Annotated in this window: 29 protein-coding genes; 20 read left to right on the top strand and 9 right to left on the bottom strand. The window is 46.9% G+C overall.

Annotated elements, in window-relative coordinates; genetic code table 11:
* Positions 1-30 precede the first annotated feature (30 nt).
* A complete protein-coding gene (locus NWE92_07000; protein MCW4029378.1) occupies positions 31-1,272 on the bottom strand; it encodes an insulinase family protein in 1,242 nt (413 codons plus the stop codon).
* A gap of 112 nt (positions 1,273-1,384) precedes the next feature.
* Here NWE92_07000 and NWE92_06995 point away from each other — a divergent pair, with 112 nt between their 5' ends.
* Both NWE92_06995 and NWE92_06990 read left to right on the top strand, forming a co-directional pair.
* Complete coding sequence (locus NWE92_06995; GenBank protein ID MCW4029377.1) at positions 1,385-1,660, top strand: hypothetical protein; 276 nt, start codon at positions 1,385-1,387, stop codon at positions 1,658-1,660.
* 71 nt (positions 1,661-1,731) lie between these two features.
* On the top strand, positions 1,732-2,091 hold the full coding sequence (locus NWE92_06990; GenBank protein MCW4029376.1) for a hypothetical protein: 360 nt from the start codon (positions 1,732-1,734) through the stop codon (positions 2,089-2,091).
* On the opposite strand, the gene NWE92_06985 is transcribed toward NWE92_06990, so the two are convergent.
* Complete coding sequence (locus tag NWE92_06985) at positions 2,088-2,612, bottom strand: winged helix-turn-helix domain-containing protein (GenBank protein MCW4029375.1); 525 nt, start codon at positions 2,610-2,612, stop codon at positions 2,088-2,090. The two genes, NWE92_06990 and NWE92_06985, sit on opposite strands and share 4 nt — an antisense overlap.
* A gap of 78 nt (positions 2,613-2,690) precedes the next feature.
* Between NWE92_06985 and NWE92_06980 the strand changes: the two genes are divergently transcribed.
* The 6 genes from NWE92_06980 (at position 2,691) to NWE92_06955 (ending at position 8,933) form a co-directional block, all read left to right on the top strand.
* Positions 2,691-3,617, top strand: a complete 927-nt coding sequence (locus NWE92_06980; protein MCW4029374.1) for an ABC transporter ATP-binding protein — start codon at positions 2,691-2,693, stop codon at positions 3,615-3,617.
* Complete coding sequence (locus tag NWE92_06975; protein ID MCW4029373.1) at positions 3,614-4,363, top strand: ABC transporter permease; 750 nt, start codon at positions 3,614-3,616, stop codon at positions 4,361-4,363. The genes NWE92_06980 and NWE92_06975 overlap by 4 nt, the downstream gene beginning before the upstream one ends.
* A gap of 172 nt (positions 4,364-4,535) precedes the next feature.
* Positions 4,536-5,039 carry a hypothetical protein gene (locus tag NWE92_06970; GenBank protein MCW4029372.1) on the top strand — a complete coding sequence of 168 codons (504 nt, stop codon included), beginning with the start codon at positions 4,536-4,538 and terminating at the stop codon, positions 5,037-5,039.
* Positions 5,040-5,113: 74 nt separating this feature from the next.
* Entirely contained in the window at positions 5,114-5,263 is a 150-nt protein-coding gene (locus NWE92_06965; protein ID MCW4029371.1) for a hypothetical protein, read from the top strand.
* Positions 5,264-5,371: 108 nt separating this feature from the next.
* On the top strand, positions 5,372-8,404 hold the full coding sequence (mgtA, locus tag NWE92_06960; protein MCW4029370.1) for a magnesium-translocating P-type ATPase: 3,033 nt from the start codon (positions 5,372-5,374) through the stop codon (positions 8,402-8,404).
* A gap of 160 nt (positions 8,405-8,564) precedes the next feature.
* Positions 8,565-8,933 carry a hypothetical protein gene (locus NWE92_06955; GenBank protein ID MCW4029369.1) on the top strand — a complete coding sequence of 123 codons (369 nt, stop codon included), beginning with the start codon at positions 8,565-8,567 and terminating at the stop codon, positions 8,931-8,933.
* Here NWE92_06955 and NWE92_06950 read toward each other — a convergent pair.
* Together NWE92_06950 and NWE92_06945 are read right to left on the bottom strand one after the other, a co-directional pair.
* On the bottom strand, positions 8,930-9,241 hold the full coding sequence (locus NWE92_06950) for a protein disulfide isomerase family protein (GenBank protein MCW4029368.1): 312 nt from the start codon (positions 9,239-9,241) through the stop codon (positions 8,930-8,932). The genes NWE92_06955 and NWE92_06950 overlap by 4 nt on opposite strands.
* Positions 9,238-10,053 carry a CDGSH iron-sulfur domain-containing protein gene (locus NWE92_06945; GenBank protein ID MCW4029367.1) on the bottom strand — a complete coding sequence of 272 codons (816 nt, stop codon included), beginning with the start codon at positions 10,051-10,053 and terminating at the stop codon, positions 9,238-9,240. Before NWE92_06945 ends, NWE92_06950 begins: the two co-directional genes overlap by 4 nt.
* A 54-nt stretch (positions 10,054-10,107) precedes the next feature.
* On the opposite strand from NWE92_06945, the gene NWE92_06940 reads away from it, so the two are divergent.
* From NWE92_06940 to NWE92_06920, 5 genes are all read left to right on the top strand, one after another.
* Entirely contained in the window at positions 10,108-10,344 is a 237-nt protein-coding gene (locus NWE92_06940; protein ID MCW4029366.1) for a cytochrome B5, read from the top strand.
* A 55-nt stretch (positions 10,345-10,399) separates the two neighbouring features.
* Positions 10,400-11,146 (top strand): 3-oxoacyl-ACP reductase FabG, encoded by a 747-nt coding sequence (locus tag NWE92_06935; protein ID MCW4029365.1) that lies wholly within the window; start codon positions 10,400-10,402, stop codon positions 11,144-11,146.
* Between the two features lie 80 nt (positions 11,147-11,226).
* On the top strand, positions 11,227-11,766 hold the full coding sequence (locus NWE92_06930; protein ID MCW4029364.1) for an Hsp20/alpha crystallin family protein: 540 nt from the start codon (positions 11,227-11,229) through the stop codon (positions 11,764-11,766).
* Between the two features lie 201 nt (positions 11,767-11,967).
* Positions 11,968-12,816 carry an ABC transporter ATP-binding protein gene (locus tag NWE92_06925; GenBank protein ID MCW4029363.1) on the top strand — a complete coding sequence of 283 codons (849 nt, stop codon included), beginning with the start codon at positions 11,968-11,970 and terminating at the stop codon, positions 12,814-12,816.
* Positions 12,817-12,818: 2 nt separating this feature from the next.
* Positions 12,819-13,529, top strand: a complete 711-nt coding sequence (locus NWE92_06920; protein MCW4029362.1) for a hypothetical protein — start codon at positions 12,819-12,821, stop codon at positions 13,527-13,529.
* Between the two features lie 62 nt (positions 13,530-13,591).
* Here the strand turns inward: NWE92_06920 and NWE92_06915 are convergent, their stop codons facing one another.
* On the bottom strand, positions 13,592-14,287 hold the full coding sequence (locus tag NWE92_06915; protein MCW4029361.1) for a hypothetical protein: 696 nt from the start codon (positions 14,285-14,287) through the stop codon (positions 13,592-13,594).
* Positions 14,288-14,525: 238 nt separating this feature from the next.
* On the opposite strand from NWE92_06915, the gene NWE92_06910 reads away from it, so the two are divergent.
* Both NWE92_06910 and NWE92_06905 read left to right on the top strand, forming a co-directional pair.
* Positions 14,526-14,993, top strand: a complete 468-nt coding sequence (locus NWE92_06910; protein MCW4029360.1) for an emp24/gp25L/p24 family protein — start codon at positions 14,526-14,528, stop codon at positions 14,991-14,993.
* Positions 14,994-15,458: 465 nt separating this feature from the next.
* Positions 15,459-15,836 (top strand): hypothetical protein, encoded by a 378-nt coding sequence (locus NWE92_06905; GenBank protein MCW4029359.1) that lies wholly within the window; start codon positions 15,459-15,461, stop codon positions 15,834-15,836.
* A gap of 18 nt (positions 15,837-15,854) precedes the next feature.
* On the opposite strand, the gene NWE92_06900 is transcribed toward NWE92_06905, so the two are convergent.
* Positions 15,855-16,283 carry a ribonuclease HI family protein gene (locus NWE92_06900; GenBank protein ID MCW4029358.1) on the bottom strand — a complete coding sequence of 143 codons (429 nt, stop codon included), beginning with the start codon at positions 16,281-16,283 and terminating at the stop codon, positions 15,855-15,857.
* Positions 16,284-16,354: 71 nt separating this feature from the next.
* Here NWE92_06900 and NWE92_06895 point away from each other — a divergent pair, with 71 nt between their 5' ends.
* Complete coding sequence (locus NWE92_06895) at positions 16,355-16,771, top strand: winged helix-turn-helix domain-containing protein (GenBank protein ID MCW4029357.1); 417 nt, start codon at positions 16,355-16,357, stop codon at positions 16,769-16,771.
* A 360-nt stretch (positions 16,772-17,131) separates the two neighbouring features.
* Positions 17,132-18,217, top strand: coding sequence for a flippase-like domain-containing protein (locus tag NWE92_06890; GenBank protein MCW4029356.1), 1,086 nt, complete (start codon positions 17,132-17,134; stop codon positions 18,215-18,217).
* Here NWE92_06890 and NWE92_06885 read toward each other — a convergent pair.
* Positions 18,144-20,666, bottom strand: coding sequence for a hypothetical protein (locus tag NWE92_06885; GenBank protein ID MCW4029355.1), 2,523 nt, complete (start codon positions 20,664-20,666; stop codon positions 18,144-18,146). The genes NWE92_06890 and NWE92_06885 overlap by 74 nt on opposite strands.
* A gap of 139 nt (positions 20,667-20,805) precedes the next feature.
* Complete coding sequence (locus NWE92_06880; protein MCW4029354.1) at positions 20,806-21,477, bottom strand: glycosyltransferase; 672 nt, start codon at positions 21,475-21,477, stop codon at positions 20,806-20,808.
* A gap of 205 nt (positions 21,478-21,682) precedes the next feature.
* Here NWE92_06880 and tuf point away from each other — a divergent pair, with 205 nt between their 5' ends.
* From tuf to NWE92_06865, 3 genes are all read left to right on the top strand, one after another.
* Positions 21,683-22,981, top strand: a complete 1,299-nt coding sequence (gene tuf / locus NWE92_06875) for a translation elongation factor EF-1 subunit alpha (GenBank protein MCW4029353.1) — start codon at positions 21,683-21,685, stop codon at positions 22,979-22,981.
* 158 nt (positions 22,982-23,139) lie between these two features.
* Complete coding sequence (locus tag NWE92_06870) at positions 23,140-23,289, top strand: hypothetical protein (protein ID MCW4029352.1); 150 nt, start codon at positions 23,140-23,142, stop codon at positions 23,287-23,289.
* Between the two features lie 155 nt (positions 23,290-23,444).
* Positions 23,445-24,407, top strand: a complete 963-nt coding sequence (locus NWE92_06865) for a hypothetical protein (protein ID MCW4029351.1) — start codon at positions 23,445-23,447, stop codon at positions 24,405-24,407.
* 29 nt (positions 24,408-24,436) lie between these two features.
* Here the strand turns inward: NWE92_06865 and NWE92_06860 are convergent, their stop codons facing one another.
* Positions 24,437-25,792, bottom strand: coding sequence for a hypothetical protein (locus NWE92_06860; protein ID MCW4029350.1), 1,356 nt, complete (start codon positions 25,790-25,792; stop codon positions 24,437-24,439).
* Positions 25,793-25,957: the final 165 nt, after the last annotated feature.

Here is a 25,957-nt window from a genome sequence, read left to right as displayed (position 1 = left end):
TTTTTATTTTTTTAGCCGAAGCTATGCAGCCTATTTTGCAGGATTTAGAATCGCCGTGGCAAATTGATCTTCTTGGAGATATCGGTTAGCAACACGCAAAATATCCGCCTCAGTCACCGCCTTAACTTCATCGATGTATTTTAGAAGCGCGTTTTCGTTTCGGAAATGAATCTCCATATACGCCAAAATGTCCGGGGTATCCTCTAAACTATCTAGCCCCCGTAAGGCGGCGCCTACAATCATGTTTTTGCTCTTTTCCAACTCTTCAGCGGGTACGGCTTGCGTGCGAAGTTTAACGAATTCTTTGCTGATTAATTTGCGGGCTTTACCTACATTCTTGGCGGCTACTGCGCAGCTAACGCCCAAGTACCCATAATCTAAGCCTTTGACGTGCGTTGCGTTAACATCATAGGTTATGGGGTGGTTTTCGCGTAACTCCGCAAACAGGCGAGAACTGGTTCCGCCACCAAGAATTACACCCGCCAAATTAAGGACCACCGCGTCCTTGTGACTGCAACATACCGTTCGGGCGCCGACGTTAAGGTAGGACTGGGTTAATCCCGCTTTTTCTTTGACCACCAACTCTTTAGGCGCTTTTGTCTCAGGTTTCCTTTCAGCCCTTTTAGGCGCCTGCCCTTTAGCCTTGTCACTGAATACGCCCAGAGCTGTCTGCGCATCTTCCTCGGCGTAGTTACCTGATAAAATCAAAATCATGTTCTCCGCGACGTAATTGGTTCGGTAGGCTTCTTTGAGTTTTTTTAGCGTGATTTTCTTCACGGTTTTAGGGTAGCCGCCGACGGGTCGCTTAACGGGGTGATTCTTAAACAGCGAACTTAGAAGCATTTCTTCGACTTGCTCGTTAGGTTCATCGGCGACTTCTGCGAGTTCGTTGAGTATGATTTTTTGTTCGCTGTCAAATTTTTGTTGTTCAAAGTCTTCATCAAAAAAGACCTTTGACAGGATGTCGGCTGCCTCGGTTAGTTTGTTGGGTAGGACGTCTATGGTGCTCATCATGTATTCGTGGTCAGTGAAGAAATCCATGACGCCGCCTGAATCTTCGGCTTTTCGTGACAGGGCAATACGTTTTTGGGAGCCGCCTGCTAGCATGTGCTCGATGAAGTGGGCTACGCCTGCGTTTTCTGGAGGTTCATGGTTGGAGCCATACTCAACAGCGAGTGATAGTTGGGTGGTGTTGGCGGATTCTTTGGGGTAGAGCAGCACTCGGAGGTTATTGTCAAGGAGGCTTCGGCTCCAAAACATGTTACTTGTCATAGCCCAACACATTGAATGCCCCATATAAAAACAATCCAACAGATGATAATGCGGATTTTTGATTTTTTTGGCGAGGATTTTAATACGTTAACTGTGTAGGAGTTTCTAATTCGTGATTGCTATGACTCGGGTTAAATGCAAAAAATGCGGTGCAGTCTTTGAGCAAGGATTAGGCGGAGCAGTTTTGGCGCCCCATCTTGGGCCTCTTCACTATATCCGTTGTCCTGCCTGTAAAAAACACAGTTGGCTAAACGTTTACTCTTCTGTCAAAGACCCCCTTACTTGGCCGCCTGAAGAAGCTCAAAAGCAAACAGCTGCGCCACAGGAACTCTCAGAAGAAGAACTAGAGGCTAAGCGTATAGAAGATTCTAAATACGAAAAACCCTAACCTTCTTTGTGTTTAGGCAGATTTATCTTTGAGGAAACAGTTAACCAGCAATACATCTTGCAGGTGGTTGCATGTCTCAAACTATCACTGACGCTTTAGACAGCCCCTACTTTGGAATAGTAATAGTGGTCATTGCAGTAGTCGTAGTTGTAGTTTTTCGTCTCTACATGATGCGCAGCGGTGGCATGCGTGCGAAATGTTCCAAATGCCACGCCGTCTTTGATGCTTCACACAGTTTTAGTGGAGTTCATATCGGGCCTTTCAGGATGTTGCAATGTCCTGCCTGCGGCAAATCCAGCTTCATGAATAGCTACGTCAAAGACCCCCTCACTTATCCAAAAAGTGCCTCATCAGCCGAGCCAGCCCAACGGTTAAGCGACGAGGAGCTGGAACGCAAACATATCGAAGAATCCAAATACGAAAGCTCTTAACTGCTGGGTTTGTAGCCGCCTTGTTCTTTGAATTTGGTAAGCTCGCGTTCTAATTCGACGATTCGTGCTTGGACACGGGGTTGGCCACAGATGTCCGCGAACACCACCATGTTGGCATAGAGCGAGTAGTCCACAGGGTCGGCGTCTTGTGGGACCTCGTTGTAAGCAGCCATTTTAGTCATGAGGATGTTTTGGATTTCTGAGTAAATTTCAAATGCCGTTGTTAACTGGGGATTTTTGGGTTTGAAGTTTAAGAATTGTTGTGGCGCGAAGTAGGTGGCGGTTGAGCGATATAGTTTTTTTTCGAGGTTGCCTTTTTTTTGGGTGCCGGTTTGTTCGATGAGGTTCGCTTTTTGGAGTTTTTGGATTCTCCGCCAGAGTTTGAGTGTGGGAATGTTGAGTTTTACGGTGAGGTCGGAGACGGATTGGGGTTGGTTGACGAGTTCTTTGAGGATTGCTTGGTTGATGACGTCGGTGACGAGCTTGGCGCTTTGGGAGTCCAAAATTTTAAGGAGTTTCATATGATGAAAACGGTTTCGTCTAACTTAAATACTTACTTACCGTATCCATAGTAAATATCCTCTGAGGAGGCAAAAGGCATGATTGACACCCAAAACCTAACCCGAAAATTCGGCAACCTGACCGCTGTAGAAGACCTCACCCTACACGTAAATGACGGCGAAGTCTTCGGCTTCTTAGGCCCCAACGGCGCAGGAAAAACCACCACGGTGCGCATGCTCTGCTGTCTCATAGGCAAAACAAGCGGCGAAGCCACCATAGGCAACTACAACGTCAGCAAAGAAGCGGACTGCCTAAACATCAGAAAAATGGTTGGCTTCCTACCCGAAAACGTAGGCCTATACGACAGCCTAAGCGCGTACCGCAACCTCGACTTCTACGGACAACTCTACGAAGTCCCCGAAGCCAAACGAAAAGAAAACATCCAACGTCTCCTCACGCTTTTAGGCATCTGGAACCGCCGAGACGACGCAGTGGCCACCTTTAGCAAAGGCATGAAGCAAAAACTCGCCATAGCACGCGCCCTCATCCACGACCCACAGCTCCTATTCCTTGACGAACCCACCGCCAACCTCGACCCTGAAGCCTCAAAAACCGTCCGCGACTTCGTATTAGAACTCAAAAAAGAAAAACGCACCATATTCATCAACACCCACAACTTAACCGAAACCGAGCGCCTTTGCGACCGCATTGCCATCCTCAAAACCAAACTAATCACCGTGGATTCTCCCCAAAATCTCCAGCATAGCCTCTACAACCGAAAAACCATCGTGCACTTAACCAGCGTTCCAGCGAGCGTGGTGGCTGCGGTGCAGGGTTTAGGTGTTTCGGAGAATGTTCGGGTCAGCGATAACAAGTTGATTTTAGACATTGAGAACCCTGAGCGTGATAACCCTGCGGTGGTGCGTGCCATCGTGGAAGCAGGCGGCAGCGTCCAGTATGTGACGGAGCTGCGGTCTACGCTTGAAGATGTCTATCTAAAACTCATTCGGGAGGTATCTGCATGAGACTTTGGAAATCGTGGATAGTAACCAAAAAAGACCTAAGCGTAATTAAACGCAACAAATACGTGCTCTACAGCTTAATAGCGATGCCCATAGTGTTAGGTGTCGTTTTGCCTATAGCTTTCATTTTCAGTTTAGGCGCAGGCGCCGATCAACTAAGCGGCACAGAAATGATGCAGGCCGTGGAGCAAGTTGTGAACTTAGGTTCAATGTACTTCGTGCTCATACCCGCCATCCTGCCCTCAATCATTGCCTCATACAGTTTTGTGGGCGAAAAAATTGAGAAAAGCCTCGAACCGCTACTGGCAACGCCTACAACCGACGGCGAATTGCTCCTAGGCAAAAGCTTAGCCTCGTTTGTGCCCTGCATGGCAGTCACCTACTTAGCAGCCGCCATATACGTGCCCATCATGGACTACTGGACCTACACAACCCTTGGCGTCATCTTGCTACCCAACCTCTACTGGGTGCTACTAATGTTTGTCATCACACCCTTGGGTTGCGTCATGAGCGTCTTAGCCAACGTCATCGTCTCCTCCAAAGTCAGCGACATCCGAGCAGCCCAACAACTCGGCGGATTAGTCGTGTTGCCCCTGATATTTGTCGTCCTGTTTGGCTCCATATTCACCGCCGCATCACTGTTGCTAGCCGGAATCGTCATCTTTGGCTTGGCCCTCGCCGACGTCGCACTTTTCTACTTGAGCAAAGAGACGTTTAAACGCGAAGAAATCCTCACCAACTGGAAATAGCGCTATCAGAAGCGCTTTTCTTTTCTATTTTTTGGTATAGTCATTTGCGTTTTTGATTTTCAAGCGGTTTTGTGGGTGTATTGTCAATTAAGGATTTGGGGTATGGAAAAATTTAATTACGTAAACATTTGACTATTTACAAATGTTATGGAACTAACTCGGAGTTGAACCCTTGAAAATCATAACCGCCCTAAAAAAATCAGTCCGAGGATGGTTTCCTAAAGAAAACGACAAAGTAAGCGTAAATACAAAAACAGTAATCACAACAAACACAAAAAAACAAACGTCCCCATTTCCATGGCTAGGTCTTTCCGCAACAGTTGGCTTCTTTTTTATATTCCTGACTTGGCTGGGACGCTACCGCTTGCTCTGGCAATTTATGACTGGAGGCGCTATAGCAGGTTTCATTTTGGGTTCACTCATAGGGATAATAGCCGCCCGAATGTCTGTACGACCAACAAAAGGAGGGTCACGACCTTGGTTAGGTTCCGCCATAATCATCGCTTCGCTGCTGTGCAGTGGTTTTGTTGCTTTTCTTTCCAATGCGCTAATGCAAGGAGGCTACATTGAGGCTGACATATTTCTTCTATTGATGAATCTTTCATTTGGTTTTTTCGCAAGTTTCTGCCTTGTAGCAGGCTTGACTGATAGATACATTAGGTCACGCAGGGCATGAATAACTCATCGGTGACCAATTTTATAGTTCACCTTATAAGAGCCGTTTTTCCTCCTTCTTTTTTGTGACAGAATATGGGTAACACGCAGCCTATTTGTTGTCAAAAATGCGGAAAACCCATCGGCTACGTTTCTGTGCTTGCTGAAGGATTGATGGGTATGCAGCAGCGCCTAGAACACGTGAAAATCGTGGCTGTCTGCATGGATTGCCACCAAAAAGGGTAGCCACAAGCAGCACTCTCTATGCATACGTTTTTGGTGGGTTAATGTGCGACTGGTGAGAAACTCCTTTAAAGGCAACGTGTTATTGTACGGTTTAAGGCGGGAGCGTTCATGGCAAAGGAACCAAACGGCAACGGTTCATACAATGCAGCAGTTGCCCCCCTGCAGCCTACGCTGACATCGGAGGAAATCGTAACTCTACCAGCGGAGCAACTCTTAAGCCGCCTACAAACCTCAGCACAAGGCTTAAGCGCCCAGCAAGCCACCGAACGCCTCGAAGTATACGGACCCAACGAGTTAGCAAAAGCACACAAGCACTCCGCCATCAAAGAATTCATACTCCACTTCAAAAGTCCCCTTGTCATCATCCTGCTTGTTGCGGCTGGAATAACAGGCGCATTAGGCGAATTAGCCAACACAGGCATAATCTTAACAATCATTTTCATCAGCGTAATCTTGGACTACTACCAGGAGTCTAAAGCTGAAAAAGCCGCAGAACTCCTAAAACAAAAAGTCACCACCACCGCCACGGTCTTACGCGACGGCACCAAACAAGAAATCAAACTCCCCGAAATTGTCCCCGGCGACGTCATTTTCCTCTCCGCGGGCGACATCACCCCTGCAGACTCGCGCATTATCGCCGCGAAAGACCTTTTCGTTAATCAATCTGCTTTGACTGGTGAATCTTTTCCTGTAGAAAAAATCTCTGGAGCCCTCAAGGGTAAAGGCGGCGGTATGGTTGACTGGAGCAATTACTGTTTTATGGGCACCTCCATTGTCAGCGGCTCCGCAACTGCGGTGGTTGTGAAAACTGGCAGCGCCACTGAATATGGCAAAATCGCCAAAAAACTAATCGAGAAAGCACCCGAAACCGAATTTGAACGGGGCGTCCGCAACTTTGGCTTTCTCATCATGCAAGTCACCTTCTTGCTTGTCATGTTTGTGTTCTTCATCATCTCACTGCGCAACCCCACCACAAATGGCGTAGTGCAGGCACTGCTCTTTGCGGTGGCGCTCGCAGTGGGGTTAACTCCTGAACTGTTACCCATGATTATCACCATTAACCTGTCCCGCGGCGCCATGGCGATGTCTAAAAAAGGCGTAATCGTCAAACGGCTGTCAGCTATTGAGAACTTTGGCAGCATGAACGTGCTCTGCACTGACAAAACAGGTACCCTCACTGAGAACAAAATCAAGCTTATCCTAAACGTTGACCTCGAAGGCGAAGAAGATGAAAAAGTCTTCCTCAACTCGTTCCTTAACAGCAACTTCCAAACAGGCCTCAAAAGCCCCCTAGACGAAGCTATCCTCAAACACAAAGAAGTAGACGTCTCCAACTACCAAAAAATCGATGAGGTCCCCTTCGACTTTATCCGTCGCCGGGTCTCCGTCGTTGTAGAACTAAACAAGCAACGCTACTTCATTGCCAAAGGCGCTCCTGAAGAAATCCTCAAAGTCTGCTCCTACTACGAGTTACGCCGAACCGTCGCTGACCTAACGGATGAGATGCGCCGAAAAATCGAGTTGAAATATCAAGATTACAGCGCTGAGGGTCTTCGCGTTTTAGGTATCGCCTATAAGCGGCTCAAAGAGGACAAGGCAGTTTACTCGATTAACGACGAAAGCGACATGGTGTTCTTAGGGTTTGTTGCCTTCTTGGATCCGCCTAAAGAAACCGCCAAAGAATCCATACAGTTACTGACTAAAGCGGGCATCGAACTCAAAATCCTCACCGGCGACAACGAATTGGTCACCCGAAAAGTCTGCGACGTTTTAGGCTTCGAAATAAAAGGCATCGCGGTGGGCAATGACATCGCCAACATGTCCGATGAAGCACTCACAGCGGTTGTTGAGGAAGCTAACGTATTCTGCCGCGTCAACCCCGTACAAAAAGACCGCATAATCGCCCTGCTCAAACGCAACGGACACGTCGTGGGCTACATGGGCGACGGCATCAACGATGCTCCATCACTGAAAACAGCTGACGTAGGTGTCTCCGTAGATAATGCAGTTGACGTTGCACGGGAATCCGCCGACATCATCTTGTCCCAAAACGACCTTACAGTCTTAGCAAAGGGAGTACTGGAAGGACGCAAAACCTTCGGCAACACCATGAAATACGTCCAACTCGGCGTTAGCAGCAACTTTGGTAACATGTTTAGCGTCGCAGGGGCATCTCTGTTTTTGCCTTTCTTGCCCATGTTGCCTGTACAAATCCTGTTAAACAACCTGCTCTACGACATGTCCCAGTCCACAATCACCACCGACAAGGTAGACGAGGAATACGTTGAGCGACCCAAACGCTGGGATATCTCATTCATTAGGCGATTCATGGTTTCGCTTGGGCCTGTTAGTTCACTATTTGACTTCCTAACGTTCTTCACTATGCTCTTTGTGTTCCTACCCATAATACCCGCAGCGCTCTTAGCCGCTAATCCGCATTATCCTGAGCAATTATTCCAAACCGCTTGGTTCACTGAATCCCTCGTCTCGCAGGTACTGGTAGTTTTCGTCATCCGAACCCGCCGCACCCCCTTCTGGAAGAGCAAACCCAGCAAGTACCTTGTCATCAGCAGCATTGCCATTGTTGCGTTTGCTTTGCTGGTGCCCTTTACGATGTTGGGTGAAATCTTTGGTTTCGTTCAGCCTCCGTTGCTATTCTATGCGCTTTTGGCGGTTCTGTTAGTTTCCTACTTGGCAGTTACCGAGTTAGTCAAGAACTGGTTCTACAAACGCAACGCCTACCGTCTCGAACAGGTATTAGTTCCTAAACGGACGCTCTACGTAACCAAAACCGCGAAGCTCATGCAAGATATGATTGCTACCATCAGCCTCCGCGGAGACGATGAATTCTCTGTTGAATCTTTAACTGAGGACCTCAAAAGCGTCATCGCCTACCCCATAAGCAACAACCAGATAGCCCGCAACTTGCAATATCTGCGGCGCTCTGGCCTAATCAATGTCGACTGGAACAAACGCGCCATAAAACGGGCACCAGCCCTCGACGAATACGTCAAGAAAAGCGTCATCGGCGGTCCAATGTGGGTAAACATTGCTGAGGACTGGCGCAAAATCCACAACACACTCATCCAGAGACATGAACAAATAAACAAAGAATACCATGACCTATTGACAAAACAATAGGTTAGGCTCTGCTTGTCATGAACGAAGCGGAATTAACAAACTTGTTTAGCCTGCTTCCTATATTGGCGAATTAGCGTTGACCCAGCGGGCAAATTTGGTTTCTCAAAAACTCTTTTTTTCCATGCAGTTCAAGCAAGAAAACGAAAACAGGGCGAAACGCATGGCGAAAACATGTTGGGAATGTAAACATAATAGCATAAAAATCATGTTTCTTGTGCCGCCTCACCGTACCATCAAAGAATATGTGCATTGTACAGGCGGCTTCTGCTTGGACCTCGCCACAGAGGCACCTAACCAAGGGGAACATGATGTGTGGCTTCGCGTCAACGATGCCTTAGAGCAAGTTAAATTCAAGACGATTCACACCTGCAAAATAAACCAAGATCAAAACGTCGCTTCATGTAAAAGCCACGAAAAGAAGCCAGAGCAAAACCCCATAACCAACGTAATCTACCGTCGTATACTTCCCGCCGAGGTGACCCCAAAAATCCCTCGACATAGAATCCAAAAGTCCCGAGTGGTCGGTTAAGCAGTGGAGGTCAAATCGGTCAACTGCTCTTTAGTTAACCCTAACCCCGGGCTAGCATCTAGACGTTTTTCCACATTACCCTCCTTGAACAGCAACACCGTTGGGTAATAGTTGATGCTGTATTTGTCGCAGAGCTCCGCTTTGAAGTCAACCATGACCGCCAAGCACTCTTGGGGGTTGGTTTTGGCGTAGGCTTTAAAGATGGGCAAAAACCGCTGCGAATGGGGACACCACGATGCATAAAAAAGCACATACGCTTTCGGTTTGGTTTTTATGGTTTCTTCAAAGTTTTCGGTATCTTCTTTCATTTAATTACCTCTCGGTCCTCTTCGGGATAGTGGCTGCTGTCACAAAACGGCTTATTATATGATTTGCCACAACGGCATAACGTCACGCGGTTTCGTACCTCATAGGGTTTCCCGTCAGCGGAGAAAATGGGGATGCCACCGCGAATCCACAAGGGTCCATCGCCGCCTATGGCGGGGTCCAAAATGAAGCCAATGCCCCTCTCAAGCGCGGGCTCCACCGTTTTTCCCGTTTCTTTATCTTTAAGCACCAAGCGACCTGAAGGGCAATCGCAGGCGTTTGTCACTGCATTCTGCTTCCATTTTGGGTCGTCGGTTTTGGGGATGACATCCCATATGTCGCCGCCTCGGTGGCAGAATCGGGCAGAGGCGCATAGGCTTTCGGCGTCTAGAAGCGTCAGGGTGGGGCCATCGATGGTTTTTGCCATTTCTTTGAAGGGTGTATTTTTGTTGGTCTCGGTGCCGTCAAAGTGGATTTTTGTGTGGGTGCCATCACAGAAGGGCTTGTTGCTGCTGTGTCCGCATCGGCATAACGCGTAGGTGGGGGGCGTTTGGAGTTTTTCGCCGATTACCCAGCGTGTGGGGATGCCTTTGTCGCTGTCGCATTCTATGGTCATGGGCATGAGTGGTATGTTTCCTGTGACGAGGTAGGGCCCGTTTTTTTGGATTCTGATTTGGGGTTGTTGAGTTACCAAACTAATCATCTGTGTGGCGTGAAGCCGTGTATATTTTGTTAAGGTTGCGTGTGGGATTAACTTTTTGATAAACCCTCGTAGCGTGTTAACGGTGAGTTGTGGTTGTGTCGTGACAGTCACAGAAGGTTATAGCTTATTACCGCTAAAACTACCTTCACCAATCAGGTGGAATACATGAGTGAAACCAAACAATTTACCCTAAGCGAACTAAGTCAATATGACGGGAAAAACGGGAAACCCGCCTATCTTGCCTACCAAGGCAAAGTCTACGACGTTTCCGAATCTGACCAGTGGCTCCAAGGCGACCACATGGGTCACGAAGCAGGAAACGACCTAACCGAATCAATGGAGATTGCCCCCCATGCCCCCGACGTCTTGGGACGCATGAAACTAGTCGGCGTGTTAGTTTAGCTGCTGCGGACAAAGTTCAAATATGCTTATGACCTAAAATGATGGTGGTGTTTTTGTGGATTTAAATGGTGCCGTGGCTATCGTGACTGGCGCGGGTCGCGGAATAGGCAAAGAAATCGCCCTATCCATCGCTCGCGCTGGCGCAAAAGCCGTGGTCATAACCGACATATCAGACGCGATTTTTACTGTAGCCCAACAAATTGAAGCACAAAAAGCAGAGGCGCTCCCCCTAAAATGCGACGTTTCCAACCTTGAACAAGTAGAAAACGTCGCAAGTAAAACTTTGGAAAAATACGGCAAAATCGATTTACTCGTCAACAACGCTGGCATCTACCCCCTAAAGCCATTCTTGGAAATGACTAATGAGGACTGGAACAAAGTCATAGACGTCAACCTTAACGGAGTTTTCCACTACACAAAAGCCGTGTTGCCCGCCATGGTTAAGCAGAAGCATGGAAAAATCGTAAACATCGCCTCCATTGCAGGAGCGGTGGTGGCGTTTAGTAGTTTGGCGCATTATTCTGCAAGCAAAGCCGCCATCGCTGGCTTCACGAAGTCCTTGGCTTTTGAAGTGGCGCAGTACGGCATCAACGTTAACGCAGTGGCTCCGGGTCCCACAGACGTCTCGGAAGGTAACCCCGCATATCAAGAAATGTACGCGCAGGTAATCAAAACCATACCATTGGGACGCATAGGCAAACCAATCGACATAGCTAATCTGGTCGTTTTCTTAGCCAGCGAAGAAGCAAGCTTCATCACGGGGCAATGCATCGTCTGCGACGGCGGCTACACGCTGCCCTAACCCCCCTTTTGATGCTAGCATAATTCAATCACATATGTTAATCAACCAAACCCTTTTTTTGCTGTTTGGAGGTGAAACTTTTGTCTGAAGATAAGAAGAAAATGTATTATTATGGTGGAAGCGAAAAGAAAGCGGGCGAGCTAAAACGTTCCGATGAGTATGCTTCTTATGGTTTTGGGGAAATGCAGCGTGACTTTGACAGCATGATTGATCGGTTCCAGCGTGATTTTCAGAATTTCTGGGATAGATCGCCTAGGCTTAGGCTGGAAACCCGAAGACCCACCGTGGCTGCTGAGTTTAAGATGCCTACGGTTGATTTGGAAGATAAGGGCTCGGAGTATCGGTTGACTGTGGATTTGCCGGGCTTTAAAAAAGAAGAAGTCGATGTCCAGTTAACCGAGGATTCTGTGGCGATTAGAGCAAGGCGCAGCCAAGCCGAGGAGGAGCAAACCAAAAACTATGTGCGCCACGAAAGATCCTACCAAACCTACTCCCGAAGAATCAGCCTACCCGAACAAGTACGACCCGACGACGCCAAAGCAAACCTGACCAACGGCTTGCTCGAAATTAATTTGCCTAAGAAGACGCCCAAAGAGACCAAGAAGCTCCCCATTTCCTAGTCGCCTCCCTTTTTCGGGGGCAGTTTTTTCCCCTTTTTAGATGACTTTTTGAGCCTATTTGCTGTCTATTTGGATGCTATTAGTGGTTCTATGCAGAAACCTAAGGGGGGTAGGTCCGTATTGGCGAAGAAACAGTCCTAAAGCGGATTTTAAGCAAGCCTTAAAAGTCGATGACTCTAATTAGCGAAACGTGACGTTAGATTGCGGCAGCTTGAACTCCAAGACCTAAGCGCAGGCTACGGTTTAGAAGAGGTAATTCACAAAATTAATCTAAAGCTAACTGAACCCTCAATCTACGTCGTGCTCGGACCCAACGGCGCGGGGAAAACGACACTTTTTAGGGCTATTTGCGGAATTTTGCAGCCATCTTCAGGTCAAGTTAAGTTAGACGAATTTGACCTCTTCAGCAATAAAGAAGCAAGAAAGAAGGTAGCGTACCTTTCTCACTTAAATGCGCTCCCTGAGGAAATGACCGTCTACAACGCTCTGAAATATTATGCCGATATTGAAGGCGGCGATGTGGAGCATGTCATCGACATCTTAAACCTTCAAGAACTTCGCGACAAAAAATTTACTTCCCTATCCCAGGGGCAGAAAAAGAGGGTCTCAGTCGCCAAAATCTTTCTCCGAGAAAGGGAACTCTACCTCCTCGACGAGCCCACATCCAACGTGGACCCAAAAATCTCCAAAGAAATAAGACAACTCCTCGCCGAGTTAAGCAAGGACAAGTTTGTTCTCTACTCTTCTCATAATCTCTATGAAGCTCGAGAAATCGGCACGTATTTGATTGTGATAAAGAATGGTTCCTTGAGCTTTTTTGATAAAATAGAAAACGTCAAAACACGCCAGTACCGTGTGGGTTTCAAGGCGTTAAATGATATTTCAAAGATGCTTCCGCATTCCAAGTTTGAGAACGGCTATTTTGTGGTTACTGTTCAAAGCCCCGAGGAAGTGGCTGAAATCGTCAACAAGCTTGTGGCTGAGGGCGCTAAACTGATTGAGCTTCGCGAGTTGGATAACCCCTTGCAGGAGTTCTTTGAGGAGGGATAAGGGTGGGTTTGTGGAAAGTCACCATGAAGAGAAGCACCAGCCTAAGCAAAAGCTACGCCATCATAGGCTTATTCACAACAATCTATGGCGTAATTCTCTCCAACCTCATGACCATAATTCCCCAAATAGTTCCCCCCGAAGTAGGTAACCCGCCCTCCATTGATATAATGGGCAGCTTCCCCCTCATCGCAGTAGCCTTGCTGTCTCTTTCAGCGGTTCTCTTCTCTTTACCCGTAATCATGCTCTTTGTATATGACAAAAACAACGGCGTCTTAGAATATCTCCTCGCAACAGGTCTTGACCAATTAGACATCTTCAAAGGCTACGTCAAAGCCGCCTTAATCTTAGCATCCTACCTGCTTGCCTTCGCAATCATACTAAACACAGCAATCGGTGTCCTGCTAGGAACCAGCCTAACCCTGCTGGCTACCATAGCAATCCTCACCGTCGCAATCGGCATCTCGGAGGTCTTTCTTGTGAGCGTCTGCATGGTAGCGTTTAGTTCGCTTCAAAAAACCCCCACAGGCGCAAACCAGCCCTTAGGCGTCATCATAGGCATCATCCCCATGTTTCCCACCCTGTTGCTTCCCATGGTGTTTCCCACATACGCCATAATCGCTGACTTAACAATCGCCGCCATCACCATTGCCGCTTCACTAGCACTGCTGCTGTCTACTAGCCGTCTTATCCGCAGAGAAAAACTACTACCCTAACTAAGCAAGAAGAACACAGTAGAGTCAAATAGAAACAACGTTGAATACAAAATTTGGGGGATTTAAGGAGGATTAAGAGTTATCCATTCTTCTGAGGGCGGCGGCATAACACTAAAAGAGTAAGTTTGCGACATCTCTTTGGCAACGTCGGCTGACCTAATAAATTCGCTTCGATCACTGGCGCCTCTTGCCTGATAATGCGCAAAAACGCTGTCTGTTATGACATCAAAATAAGAGTAGAGCCGATCGCCAAAAATAACGGATTTCCGAACCGAAATATCTGTCCCTTGTGTTGCGCTTGCTGTTCCGATCTGTTGACCAGCCTCAACGGATTCACCGACCATTAAGCTTTCAGTAACGTTGATGTGAAAAATGTTTATGGTATATTCTGGGTGGTTTGTAACTCGTATTTGGACTTGGTAACCGACTCCGTTTTGTTCCTCGAAAATATTGGAGATAGTGCCATCCACTGGGCAATAGATCTCAACTGACTCAACAGTAGAGTATGGTGTAAAGTAGTGCTTCATAGAAAGGTTATCTTCATAGGAATCGGAGTAGTCGTGCCCTTGGAAGGATCTAAAAAGGGATATTTGTTCTATTTTATCCAAGTTCACAAAGTCTTTTGTGCAAAATTGAGGTGGCGCTACCGAAGAGTTACCCTCTTGTATGAATTGGAAGAAAATGATTGCTCCTGAGGAAGCAACTGCGATTATTGCTATTATTGTTATGATGGTTGCAATTTTTCTTTTTGAAACCAAAGGGGTCACTTAAGACTCAACAGTTTGTTGTACGGTTTAATATGCCTTCGCTCAAGATTTCAGCGAGATTGTTTCCCTTTGAATTTTGTCGCTACTTTGGCTTTGGGCGCGATGTTTGTCTTTTTGTCGGCAGCTTGGTTCTGCATGTAAACGCGAGAAAAGCCCTGATACGCCAAAGCGCAGAATCAGCGAAAATGCTTAAAAGAAATCCCGCCTAATTCACCTTCGGAAAGGAAAAATGAACACCAAAAAAACCGCAGGTATAATCTTAACCGTAATTGGCATAGTGGCATTAGTGTATGGCGCAATCGCTTACACCTCCACAACCACCCAAACCGAAACCAAAACCATCCCAGTTTCAGAGGACTTAACAGTTACCCTTGAGCTAGGTCAAGGCGATAAGGTCCAAGGCGCTGTTACCCTGCTAAACGGAAACGAAGGCATTAGTGTTAAGGTAGAAAACCCCGCCAACGAAACTGTCTATAACGGGGGAGCCGTTTACAGCGCCGTTGAATTCTCCTTTAATGCACAAACATCGGGGTCATACACTGCCACTTTTCACAACCTAAGCAGCGATAACGGGCAAACGATAGAGTACTCTTTTACTTACCCGACTACTCCTATCCTAGTTAGTTATGCTAATTTTGCAGTAGGCGCTTTGCTTGTCGCCGCAGGCGTTATACTGGTTGCTTTAAACAGAAAGTAAATTGCCCTATGCTAAACAACCCCTCATCCACTTTTTGGGTTGGGTGGATTGAATGGTGTTTTGTCGATGAAGTTTTAGACGGGCCCTGATAGTGCCCGCTGCATTGTGTGATGGCTTTGCTTTCTTTTGCTATCATTGAACCTATTTGGCGTCTATTTGGATGCTATTAGGGGTTCTATGCAGAAACCTAAGAGGGGTAGGCACTATTGGCAGAAAACAAGCTCAATAGCATGTTGAAAATCAGTAGATATCCCCGCCAAAAATAAGGGTTGGCGGTAGGTCCCCTATCAGGTCACCTCTGCAACACACAAACGAGCCCGAACTCCATAAAAAGCCCCCCCGTATCTGCTAACCAAAAAATATAACTGCGCCGCAAACACTAGACCATTTAGGGTTTTTGTTTTGTCTTCTCGTTCTGATGGTGCCGTTCTGAAAAATCTGATGCTATATCTAAAAACTAAGTCTTTGACTTCTGAGAATCTCTTCAAAAGGGAAACCAAAGAGGTCGATGACATGTTCATGGATTTGCTAAGCGTTTTTCAACGTTACTATGATCATGCCGCGGAAACTGACAAACAGACCCTGCGTAGTATGTTGGATTTGGTGATTTTGCTCTCGGAACAGGTGCATACATCGCATCGGCGGGCTGAGAGCACCATAGACGACTTTAAAATCTACATAACCGCGCTGGAAGGCAGCTACCGCAATGTAGATGGCGACTTCGACAAAAACGTGGCAGAACCCGCCGAGAAAGAAGCCGAACAAAAAGACCGCGAAGAAGCCGAACGCGACAAAGCCATCGAAGAATACACCAAACGAGGACGCCCCCGCTTCTACGAATAACCCCCTGCGTTAACCAAATTATCTTAACCTATTTCTCGCCTGTTCATCCAAAGTCTTATTCACAAGCTCATCAGCACGCTGAATCTGCGGATTCTCACGCCGAACACCCACAAACCTGATTTTAGCAAACACGCGCTTCTGCTCCTGCACACGCCGCCAAAGCTGCCAGAGCTGAGCATTCTTCACGCTGTATTCCCCGTTGACCTGTTTGGTGACTAGTTCGCTGTCAAGATGACAAACAACTTCTACTGCTCCTTGCTCCGCGGCGTAGGATAGGGCTAAAAGAAGTGCCTCGTATTCGGCTTGATTATTGGTGCGCACGCCGAGGTAGCGGGTGTCTGTGTGGACTGTTTCGCCTTGGGCGTTTTGGGCTACAAAGGCTATGGCTGCTGGACCCGGATTGCCCCTTGCGCCGCCGTCAGAAAATAATAGAAGCTCTTGCGTCATCGCTAACCACTATCTGTGTATTTGATTGCTTATTTAAACCGTTAAGAATTAACCGTAGCGTCGGTTGTTTGTTGTTGCTGAGTTACAACCACATGCGTTTATCAACACAGAAGCGGTTAATCCAGTTGATTTATGGGGAACTTTCCTTGACTAGCAACACCGTTGGGGCAGCCAAGCTCAATTCTCATGAGCTCCAATTTGCTCTTCTAAAGCATGAACGGGAATGGAGCAACCTCAAAGGAGTCAGACGAGGCAAACTTGACATAATCGCTGAGATCCTGCTTTTTTGTGAACAACAAAAAACCAAAACCAGCATAATGTATAACACTAACCTCAATTATTCTCAGCTAAAAAACCATATGGAAGCCCTCACCGCGCAGGGGCTCTTAACAAAAAAAGTAAACAAGTACCTCACCACCGAGCGTGGATACCGCTTCTTGGAGCTATTTGCCCAACTTAACGATTTACTTGACACCTTTTCATCCTAACCTTTTAACCCTGTTATTTCTTGGTGCCAGTTGGCAAATACTGGTTATACGCAACAACAAACATTAGCTAACTCGTTAAAGGGGCAATTTGAGGTCTGATGGTATATAGCGCTTGATTTTTAGCTTTAAAAGACAATCTGGCTTATGATTGGGCTCTTTTGGCTTTTCCTCGCCACTTAATTAATATGCGTCGGAGACGAACCATAAGGATGAACGGTGCCGTGTGGTAAATCCACTATCGACGCCTAGCCGAGAGGGAACAGTAAACGGTCTTGCGGGCGCTGTTCGTTCTGGGCGCCACAACGATTGACAGAAAGGTGACTTCAACTGCGTTTACTTGGACGAAAATCCCTTGCCTTCATGGTTATTGGTTTAGTAGCCTTCGTCCTATACTTATGGTTATTCGTAGGCTTCGATGGACTCTTCAGCCTGCTAAGTAAACTCAACGTCTACCAATACTCCCTCTTCTTCTCTCTAGCAGTAGCCGCACTATTCTTGGGCGTCGTTTTCGACTCAATGATTTGGCACAGCCTGCTAGAAACCCTGTCCATAAAAATCAAGCTCCGCAAAATAGTCCTCTACAACTGGATCGGAAACTTTGTCGAATTAATTATCCCCAGCGCCACCATCGGAGGCGAAGTCGCCCGCATAGCACTAGCCCAACGCGAAACAAAACATGACACAGGTCTCGCCGCAGCCACCGTCATAGGATCCAGACTCATCAGCACCTTTGTCTATACTAGCGGATTATTCATCGGTGTTATGCTGTTGCTTTTCATGCATCAGCTCCCCGTTTACCTCATCACACCCGTCATATTGGTGGCCATCGGAACCGGCTCCATCGTTGCCTGCATCTTCGTCATCGCCTACAAGCAGGGCGCCGCCGACAAAATCGCCAACGGCATATGCTGGGCAGCAAAACGCCTAATCAAGAATCCGCAAAAACTTGAAGCATTTGACCAAAAAATACGCCAATCACTAACTTCCTTTAGCGGCGTATTCCGCACCTTCAAAGACCAACCTCGCCAACTCATAAAACCCACCCTCTACGCCATAACCGCATGGGTCTTTAACCTCGTCGTTTACTTGATGATCTTTTACTCGCTAGATTTCACGGCTATCTCAATTTTTGATTTAGCCACAGTATACTGCATCGTAACAACGGTTGAAACCATAACTGCAGGGTTACCCGTCGGCGCCGTGGAAGTAACCATGGTTAGCCTATTTTCTCTCTACGGTGTCCCCCTCGCAATCGCGGGTGTCGCAACAACTCTCGCTCGCCTGTTAACTTTCTGGTGCCAAATACTCGTCGGCTATCCTTTGGTGGAGTGGATAGGCGCAAAATCAATAATCAAATTCAACCTAAACTCGCTTAAGCCGTCAGGGCTGCTGAATCAGGTTCATAGGGATACGCTTGACACTTCAGCGCCCGCTCAAGTCCACTGATTGAGGCTTCTTCATTGAGGCGGCACAGCACAGTTTTAGGTTGGTTTGCTGTTAGGTCAAAAAAGTTGTCCTTAAACTCCCCCTTCAATCCTTCCAGTTCTAAGTAAACTGCCTTCGCATAAACAGATGCTTCAAGGGTGATTTCAAAAGTTTTTGCGCTCTCTTTTTTTATGTTTATCTTTATTTGAGGCAAAGGAAACCGAGTGCCTTTAGGTTCGGAAACTATTTTTGTATCTTCAAATATTGTCTGCTCCTCTTTTTTGAGCGTCAACATTAGGAAGCTGTCTTTAGTTATGGGCAAGTTATCCTGATCGAAACTAAAAATTTGAATTGCAGTGTATGGCGGTAATGTTAAAGTTTGTTTTTGTTCAAACAGGACTTCGCCGCTGAATCGTTTAACCTTAAATTCCCACTTTGCTTCTAAAGTCTGCGCTGTCTCATTAACTGCATGTCCATAGACTGTATTGTCTTTAATTATTATGGGGGCTATGATTGGTTGACAGATTTTTTTAACCATGTAATAGGCGGCTTTGGGGTGCAACCCATAGTCGATTATGCTCCAACTCACGACTGGCCAGCAATCGTTGAGTTGCCAAATTAGGCATCCGCTTGTTTTGAACATGCGGCTCCGCCAATGTGTAATTCCCGTTTTAAGTGCGTCGGCTTGGTTTAGTTGGCTGTAGAGAACGAATCTGTGCATATCTGTCGGAACAGGGTAATGCGCTGCGAGGAGGGCTTTTAGTAATTCTAAGCCTCCTGTTTGTTTTTCGTGTGCCCGAAACGCGAAGGAATTGGGGTTTAAGTCCTCTTTTTCGAGGTAAATCGAGAGGAGATCCATGCTGGGCAGAGCTTGCCACCCGAATTCGGATATGAATCGTCCGTTGTCGTCGAGGTAGGCGGGGTAGTCCATGCCTTGGCTCCAGACTTCCCAGTTATGTCGGTCGCCTTCATGTCTGCCGCTTGAATCTGTCCCGCCAAAGGGTGTGCTGGGTCGATAGGGTCGACTGGGGTCTAAAAATTGTGACACCCGCAGCAGCAGGGACTCAAATATCTGTGACCCGTAGAGTCTGTCTACTTTATCGCGGGTACGCCACAAAACTGAGTGGAGCCATTGGTTTTCGTTGTTGCCGCACCATAAAACGATGCTGGGGTGACCTCGCAGCCGTAGGACGGCTTCCATGGCTTCGCGTTCTGCTTCTCGTAGGAACCATTCTTCTTCGGGGTAACCTGCGCAGACATACATGAAGTCCTGCCAAATCATAATGCCGAGTTGGTCGCATAGGTCATAGAATTCGTTGGCTTCGTAGACGCCTCCTCCCCAGACGCGGAGCATGTTAAAGTTAGCTTCCGCGGCGTAGCTGAGAAGTTTTTTGTAACGTTCATAGTTAACTTTGGGGAGAAATGAGTCGGCAGGTATCCAGTTGGCGCCTTTACAGAATATGTTTTGTCCGTTTACTTGAAAAATGAATGTTTTGCCTTCCTCATCAGGTTCCTGCACAAGTTTTATGCTTCGCACCCCAACTTTGGTTGTTGCTTGGTCAAGCAATTCATTGTCCGTGTAAACTTGAACTGAAGCGTCGTAGAGGTTTGCTTCTCCGTAACCGCGGGGCCACCACAGCTTTGGTTGCTGCAAATCGAACTCGCAGTCAACAAAGTTACGTCCCTTAGAAACACTAGATTCGACTACTTCTTGCAGACTTTGTCCGTACCCTTCAAGGCTGAATTTAATTTTGAGGTCTGCTTCTTTAGTGGCATGAATCTCTGCAGTAGTTTTCAAATGTGCTCTTTGAGCAGAAACCTCAACTGGCAGACCCGACACATACCCCAACCGTGCCACATTATAGGCAACAACTTTGGCTGACCGCCAAATCCCCGCCGTTGGCAAAGTTGGTCCCCAATCCCAACCAAACGAATACTGCGCTTTTCGGACGTAGGGTCGCGCGGAGAAGTTGTCTGCGCTTAGGCAAGCGTATTTTTCTTTATGTTGTTGTTCAAGTTCGCCGGCGACTTTGGTGACTGGTTTGAATCGGATGGCGATGAGGTTTTTGCCTGGTTTGGCGGCGGTTTTGATGTTGAAGCGCCAAGGGGTGAACATGTTGTTTGCTTCGCCGACTTTGACGTCGTTGACCCAAATGGTGGCATACGTGTCAAGGCTCTCAAAGGCAAGTTCTAATGCATCCATGTTTAACTCGTCGGGGGTGAGGGTGATTTCTTTGCGGTACCACCATTCGCTTTCGTTTACCCATTGGACTTCACGTTCATTGACACCCATAAAGGGGTCGGGGATGACTTTGTTAGCTAGCAGGTTGGTGTGAGCCGTAAGAGGTGCCTCAGCTAAGAGCCAGTCATCAACCTCGGTTTGGGTTGCGTATGCTTTTTGTTCTTCGCCATCGCATCCTTTGAATCCTTTAAACTTCCAAAGACCCGTTAAGGGTTGCTCATATATCACCTGCGCTCAACCCCACAAAAATGAACCCTTCGAAGCTAATATCTCTAGCTATTTAAACAAAAACTGTTTAAAAAAAATTGGTAAAAATAATAATTTGCGTAAATTATATGCTTAAACTATCGTTAATTCTGCAAGCAATTTATCGTTTGCTAATGCAGCAATAGCGCCAAAAACATCTCAAAGAAGCCACAATTATCCGCCCATTCGCTTTAACGTTTCCCCCGATTCGAGGTCTGCTCCGCCTCGGTGGTGCCACATACAACACCTCCCCAACCCTAAATCCCCTCCGCTTAGCCCAAACCAGCAACTCACCCCCAAATGTTTCTCCACTTTTCAATTCTTTTATGAGTGCTTCACGCTTAAACAGCCTAAAATTTGAGTAAAAATCATGCACTCCACATAGCCGCCCTAAAGTTTTAGCTGCCCAACGCTCAGAGATTCGCGGCAGAACGGTTCTCGAAGCCACCACAACATCGAATGAGGTTGCTTTTTCCAATAACGCGGGGATGAGTTCGGGGCTGTTTTCCAAGTCAGAATCAATGGTAACAACAATTGGGTATCGAGCGAGTTTTGCGCCGTAGAGTAAGCCTTTAGTTTGCCCTTCGCGGTGTTTGCTGACTGCCACATCTGCAAGGGGTTTTGCGGCATCAAGGGTTCCATCTTTGGAGCTGTCATCAACCACAATAATTTCATGTTTTACGTTACGCAGTGTAACGCGGATTCTACTAATCAGTTGTTCTATGTTTTCGCGTTCATTCCAAGTTGTTGTTACAACTGAAACGCCGTTTGATGCTGCGCTGTCACTGCTCATGTTCAATCTTATTTGTTTAGCTGTTATATTCTATTTTTGCTCTATAGAGGCGCTCAGACTTTGATTTCTGCCTGTTTTTTGCGATGGGTTGGCTGTTTCTTAGCCATATTTCGCTTATAACCATCATCGCAATATTAAAATAATTGGAAGGACTGATGTGTTAACGAATTTACAAAATTAGGTAAAATTAATAGAAGGAATGAAAATGAGTAAAAGCGATAAACCCCACTTAAACATCATCATCATGGGGCACGTTGACAACGGCAAATCCACCACTACTGGACACTTACTCTATTTAGCAGGCGCAATCGACGAACGAACAATCAAATCCTACCAAGAAGAAGCCGAAAAAATGGGCAAAGGCACCTTCGCGTTCGCCTGGGTTCTCGACAACCTCAAAGAAGAACGAGAACGAGGTGTCACAATTGACCTTCGATTCCTCCAATTCCAAACTAAGAAATATAACATGACCGTTATCGATGCACCCGGCCACAGAGACTTCGTCAAAAACATGATTACTGGCGCAAGCCAAGCAGACGCAGCCGTTCTCTTCACTTCTGCCTCAAAAGGCGAATTTGAAGCAGGCATCGGCCCCGGCGGACAAACACGTGAACATGCATTCTTGTCATTCACTTTAGGTATCCGCCAACTTATCGTTGCAGTTAACAAGATGGACACTGCCAACTGGAGCAAAGAACGATACGAAGAAGTAAAGAACGAAGTCAGCCGCATGATAAGAATGGTTGGCTTCAAAGTTGAGAAAGTCAACTTCGTTCCAGTTTCAGGCTGGACAGGCGACAACCTGATTAAGAAAAGCCCCAATATGTCCTGGTATAATGGTCCAACCTTGATGGAAGCCTTCGACCTTCTTGAGGTCCCAGCGAAACCAACCAACAAACCAGTCCGCATCCCAATTCAAGACGTATACAGCATCACCGGCATCGGCACCGTCCCAGTCGGACGCGTCGAAACAGGCATTCTCAAACCCGGCGCAAGCATAGTCTTTATGCCATCTAACAAGACCGCTGAAGTCAAATCTATCGAAATGCACCACACCAGCATCCCAATGGCTGAACCAGGCGACAACATCGGCATGAACGTCCGAGGCATCGCCAAAAACGATGTCCACCGCGGAGACGTAGCCGGACCAGTAGACAACCCACCAACCGTTGCAAAAGAATTCATCGGACAAATCATCGTCATCTACCACCCAACCGCAATCGCAGCAGGATATACCCCCGTTCTCCACTTCCACACAGGCCAAATCGCATGCCGCTTCACTGAACTCCTAAAGAAGATCGACCCACGCACTGGCCAAGTATCTGAAGAGCACCCAAGTTATCTCAAAACAGGAGATGCAGCCTGGGTACGCATGGAACCACTCCACCCAATCGCTATCGAAACCTTCCAAGACTACCCCGAACTCGGCAGATTCGCAATCCGAGACATGGGTACCACCGTCGCAGCAGGCGCAGTCAAAGAAGTAACCAAAAAGGGTCCATAAACCCTTTTCACTTTTGTTTTTTAATTTCTTTTAGCATTTATTTCGGTTATTAGGGCAGTCTCTGTTTGTATTGTTAATTTTTATGGTGTTGGTGTTTGTGTGCAGTCACAATGCCATATATCCAGCTTTTACAAGGTGCTATTGAGGTGGTGTAGTCCTTGGGTACTAAACACTCTAAAACCCCTTGCGAAAAATATGGTCCAATCAGCCCAAGTGGCGGAATAGAAAATGCTTCTTTAAATGATGTACCCCCCGAAGTCCGGCGTCGAGAGGCTCAAAAGCCCCTCTTCCTAACTCGATATGAATAAACTCTGTTTGATTTCGAGAAAAAACCACTCAATTTCATGCAAGCAAAGACTCATCCTCTTTTTAGTCTTTTGTACTTTTGTAAATTCAATAAACCTTAAATTCAGACCATCCAATATCACGGAGATAACAAACAAGTGATAAATTGGGTGTTTCCATGACTAAAAACAACCTTTTAGGCTTACTTTTCATCGTTCTCTTCGCGTCAAGTATAGCCTTGTTTGCAGGCTGCTACGCAGTTAATGCAGCTGATATTTCCTATACGCCTCTGGCGGATGATTTCAATCCCTTTGCTACTCCTTCACCCTCCCCTTCCCCTACCCCCGAACCAACCCCCACACCTGTACCAACACCACGACCTGAACCCAGCGCTAAACCCAACATAGATGTATCCTGCAAAAACACTGCCTCAGCAGACAACCTCAAAGTAGAAGTATCTGGAACTCTCTTCTACAACAAAACCGCTATCCCTAACGCGTCAGTAATCCTCAGTTACAGCAACGATGCTGGCCTCAACTGGACGAGCTTTTCGTTGGTCCAAACACGCAGTGACGGCGGCTATAATGCTGTTTGGCTTCCTAACGCATCAGGTAACTATCTTATCAATGCTTATTGGGATGGAAACTCGACGTTGCACTGGATGAATGCCACCTTAGGCTTGGCTTTAACCCCTGATTCATCAGGTAATGTCTTCTCTGTCGTTTCCAACTCCACCATAACAGGCTTAAACTACAACGCGGAAACCCAAAAACTAAGCTTCAACACCAATGGAACCACGGGCACAACAGGCTACCTCTACGTATTTATCCCTAAGACGCTCGTAAGTGATGCCCAATCCCTCGTCTTAAACATTGACGGGAAACCAACAACCTTCACCAGCGAATCCCAAGATGACGCATGGCGCATCTCTTGCACTTACACTCAAAGCACGCACGCTTTCACGGTTCAGGTTCCCTTTATGCAGGTGCTAACTCCTGACCAAACCCCATTGATTACCGCCATAATTGCCGTAGTCGCGCTAATTGTCGTTGTAGCCGTAGTGGTGGTTGTCAGACGAAGACGCAAAACCGCTGCAAGTGTTGCCGCCATCCTAAAAGAGAACCGCCCCACCTACTCGTAGGGCCCTCCCCCATTTCTTTTATACGCTTTTTATCCCAAGTCCTCGGTTGTGTAGACGTTTTGGTATTGCTCGGGCAGAGGATACCGCGAGTCTTTGACTACGATGTCGATGTTGTAGTCGTGTTCTTGCAGTTTGTTCTGCATGAAATCCCATATCTGCTGGGTTTTTTCGTCGGCAACAAATATGCCCCAAATTTTATCCCATGGCGCTCGGGTGCCCCATCCATAATTTTGAGGCAGCACCAGCACCGAATTTGCTTTAACTGAATTCCACGTGTCCTTAGGGCTTTGGATTACATCGGTCCAGAATGTCTGTAACGCTTGAAAATGCTCTTCCGTCATGGTTCCATAGGGGTTATTGTCTTCTTCAAAATAGTAATCAAAGAAAACCAGATACTTCGCGCCGCATTCATAGGCAGTGCGTAGCTGGTTTAGAATTTCGGTGCCATTCGCAAGGTACGGCGGCTGCTGGTACTTCCAAGTTATCACTATACCCCACTCTTTATTCTGAACGGTGGCTGCTCCCCTCATAAGCCCAATTTGCTGATTTAGGGTTAAGTTCCAGCCGACTTGCCCCAAAACCACATCGTAACCCGCCAAATTATCAAACCAATAAAGCGTGTAATCAGAAGTGAAGACTTTGGTGCCATTTACTTTTAAGGCGTCAATGTTGGCATTATCGCGGGCAAGGAATTGCTGCGCGGTGTCTTCTATGGTTTTGAAGGGCTTAATGTTTTGGAGTTCTTGATAGCTCTTGTATGTAAAGCCGTTAGGGGCAGGTTTGATTACCTGTATTGTGCCGTTAGGGTAAAACTTTGCTTCACTCATGTATGAATCGCTGCCCTGCGCTGTTGGCTGGTCTAAAAGTATGGTTCCTGCCACTTGATAATTAATCACTATGCCGTTTTGTTTCTGGAACACTAAATCTCCATAGGTGGTCTTAGTTATGGTGTCGCCTGTGTTGTTGTATCTGAATTCTACGTAGCCGTCAATCATTTTGCCACCCGGTTCATCGGCGTAATAGATGCCCACCAAGTGGTCGCCCCATCTCTGTTTGGCTTGCTCCAGCCATGCAACACGTGTGGAGGTAACTTGACCAAAGTATGGTAAGAAATCTAATCCGTTTGCAATCGCGTAGTCACCTAATTCTTCTACACTTTTTAGGTCTCTTTGCAGCAGCCCTGAATTCAAAACAAAGAGGTTTGTGTAACCTTTGACTTTGTCTATCATGGCTTTTCCGTCTGCCACCGTGTTGCCACAGTAGGCCACGCCAACATACGCTTTGGGTGGTCCAGCAGGTGCTAAACTTTGAGTTATCAAGACTCCGGCAAAAACCGCGACAACGACTATTACAATTGTAGCTGCTGCGACTATCGCCTTTTTCATTGTTTGCCCCTTGTATGCTATTTCGGCTGTTTAACATAAGATTTTCCTACAACCATGCCGGCCCATCTACGTTTTCCAGCTTTTTGCCGTGATTTTTTCATTTTCTAAACTATTTTAAAAAAGCTTTTTCAAAGGAAAACCAATAGGTCCTATTTAGGATATAAT

The sequence above is a fragment of the Candidatus Bathyarchaeota archaeon genome (assembly GCA_026014745.1).
Classification (GTDB): Archaea; Thermoproteota; Bathyarchaeia; order Bathyarchaeales; family Bathycorpusculaceae; genus Bathycorpusculum.
Note: the sequence above shows the minus strand (reverse complement) of the source record. Positions and strands in the feature narration are given on the sequence as shown.

Bases quoted from the DNA above. Each gene is read 5' to 3' on its own strand.
- NWE92_06950 (MCW4029368.1), bottom strand. From the start codon at position 9,241: ATGAAAGAAGATACCGAAAACTTTGAAGAAACCATAAAAACCAAACCG.
- NWE92_06990 (MCW4029376.1), top strand. From the start codon at position 1,732: ATGTCTCAAACTATCACTGACGCTTTAGACAGCCCCTACTTTGGAATA.
- NWE92_06865 (MCW4029351.1), top strand. From the start codon at position 23,445: ATGACTAAAAACAACCTTTTAGGCTTACTTTTCATCGTTCTCTTCGCG.
- tuf (MCW4029353.1), top strand. From the start codon at position 21,683: ATGAGTAAAAGCGATAAACCCCACTTAAACATCATCATCATGGGGCAC.
- NWE92_06890 (MCW4029356.1), top strand. From the start codon at position 17,132: ATGGTTATTGGTTTAGTAGCCTTCGTCCTATACTTATGGTTATTCGTA.
- NWE92_06955 (MCW4029369.1), top strand. From the start codon at position 8,565: ATGGCGAAAACATGTTGGGAATGTAAACATAATAGCATAAAAATCATG.
- NWE92_07000 (MCW4029378.1), bottom strand. From the start codon at position 1,272: ATGACAAGTAACATGTTTTGGAGCCGAAGCCTCCTTGACAATAACCTC.
- NWE92_06900 (MCW4029358.1), bottom strand. From the start codon at position 16,283: ATGACGCAAGAGCTTCTATTATTTTCTGACGGCGGCGCAAGGGGCAAT.
- NWE92_06860 (MCW4029350.1), bottom strand. From the start codon at position 25,792: ATGAAAAAGGCGATAGTCGCAGCAGCTACAATTGTAATAGTCGTTGTC.
- NWE92_06880 (MCW4029354.1), bottom strand. From the start codon at position 21,477: ATGAGCAGTGACAGCGCAGCATCAAACGGCGTTTCAGTTGTAACAACA.
- NWE92_06975 (MCW4029373.1), top strand. From the start codon at position 3,614: ATGAGACTTTGGAAATCGTGGATAGTAACCAAAAAAGACCTAAGCGTA.
- NWE92_06965 (MCW4029371.1), top strand. From the start codon at position 5,114: ATGGGTAACACGCAGCCTATTTGTTGTCAAAAATGCGGAAAACCCATC.
- NWE92_06980 (MCW4029374.1), top strand. From the start codon at position 2,691: ATGATTGACACCCAAAACCTAACCCGAAAATTCGGCAACCTGACCGCT.
- mgtA (MCW4029370.1), top strand. From the start codon at position 5,372: ATGGCAAAGGAACCAAACGGCAACGGTTCATACAATGCAGCAGTTGCC.
- NWE92_06985 (MCW4029375.1), bottom strand. From the start codon at position 2,612: ATGAAACTCCTTAAAATTTTGGACTCCCAAAGCGCCAAGCTCGTCACC.
- NWE92_06910 (MCW4029360.1), top strand. From the start codon at position 14,526: ATGAACACCAAAAAAACCGCAGGTATAATCTTAACCGTAATTGGCATA.
- NWE92_06940 (MCW4029366.1), top strand. From the start codon at position 10,108: ATGAGTGAAACCAAACAATTTACCCTAAGCGAACTAAGTCAATATGAC.